The organism is Lentilactobacillus kefiri (assembly GCF_007989105.1).
Lineage (GTDB): Bacteria > Bacillota > Bacilli > Lactobacillales > Lactobacillaceae > Lentilactobacillus > Lentilactobacillus kefiri.
Genome location: NZ_BJVK01000092.1, coordinates 1 through 1,204 on the forward strand (window position 1 = coordinate 1; position 1,204 = coordinate 1,204).

Annotated in this window: 1 protein-coding gene and 1 pseudogene; one reads left to right on the plus strand and one right to left on the minus strand. The window is 34.1% G+C overall.

The features are described 5' to 3' along the window. A pseudogene (locus LKE01_RS11795) lies at nt 1-407 on the plus strand (DJ-1/PfpI family protein); the annotation flags it as partial. Nucleotides 408-589: 182 nt separating this feature from the next. Here the strand turns inward: LKE01_RS11795 and LKE01_RS11800 are convergent. After that, nucleotides 590-997, minus strand: a complete 408-nt coding sequence (locus tag LKE01_RS11800) for an iron-sulfur cluster biosynthesis family protein (RefSeq protein ID WP_054769911.1) — start codon at nt 995-997, stop codon at nt 590-592. Nucleotides 998-1,204 lie beyond the last annotated feature (207 nt).

Sequence of the window (1,204 nt, forward strand, 5' to 3'; positions counted from 1 at the left end):
AACATGCGGGTAATCAAATTACTGGTAAACATGGTGTTTCTATTCGAGCTGATAAGGGAATTGATGAGGTCTCGGTCAATGATTTTGATGCTTTATTAATTCCTTGAGGCTTTTCGCCTGATCAGTTGCGGGCAGATAATCGCTTTGTAGATTTCGTTAAAGGTTTCTTATTGAAAAATAAGCCTATTTTTGCAATTTGCCATGGTCCTCAACTCTTCATCCAAACAGGGCTTGCCTCAGCATTGAAATTAACTGCTTATAATACAGTTCGTTTCGATCTGTATTATGCGGGAGCCCAAGTTTTGGATGAACCGGTAGTTATCGATCAAAACCACAAATTAATTACCAGCCGAACCCCTGAAGATTTACCAGAGTTCAATAAGAAAATTAAAGCGGCTTTAGCCTAGGCATATGCAGTGTTGATTTTTTCATTTTTGTTGCGATTTTTTTATTAGCGAATCGGTAACTTAAAATATGTATGTGGGAAATCATAGTGCAAGTTATAAAAAGATTAGCAAAAGGGCCTTCAAAGAAAATGGTTATACCTCATTTTCTTTGAAGGTCCCTTATAGAATATTATTCTGATATTTTAACAAATATGTTGGCTAAGTGCTTTACGTTCAGCCATCTTTTCCTCATCAGTTTGATTAGCTGACTTATCTGCATCTTGAAAGGTTATATTATTGTCAAGAATGCCACTATCATCTTTAAGCACTAAATTATTGTGCAGCAAGTCAAGTGTCAAACCAGTCCCTAAAAAGGTTTGCTCACTGTTGGAAGTATATAATTTCCAATTTTGCGCATTATTGATAGGGATTTTATAATTATTATTTTTATGAGTAGTAGCAACAATTTGAAACTTATCGCCAATAGCACAGCTACCACCAATTTTGGAATATTCATTAGAGCCATCGTCGGCGGCTAAAAGTAGGTCTTTTTCAACATCAAGCTGATTTTCCAAATATTCTTTAGCAGCTTCCTTAATTATGATTTCCATTAAAATGCCTCCTCATTACGTGAATGTGTTACTTTATTACTAATGATGGGCTAAGTTACCATAAAATTCGACCACTTTAATAATAGTGTGACGATTAATTGTGTACAACTTGGCTTCATTTTCACTATATCACAGTTATTTTGTAAGCGCAATTTATAAGCTGTTATCTCATATAACAAAATAATTTTTGTCTAAATTAATATAGAA

Bases quoted from the DNA above. Each gene is read 5' to 3' on its own strand.
- LKE01_RS11800 (WP_054769911.1), bottom strand. From the start codon at position 997: ATGGAAATCATAATTAAGGAAGCTGCTAAAGAATATTTGGAAAATCAG.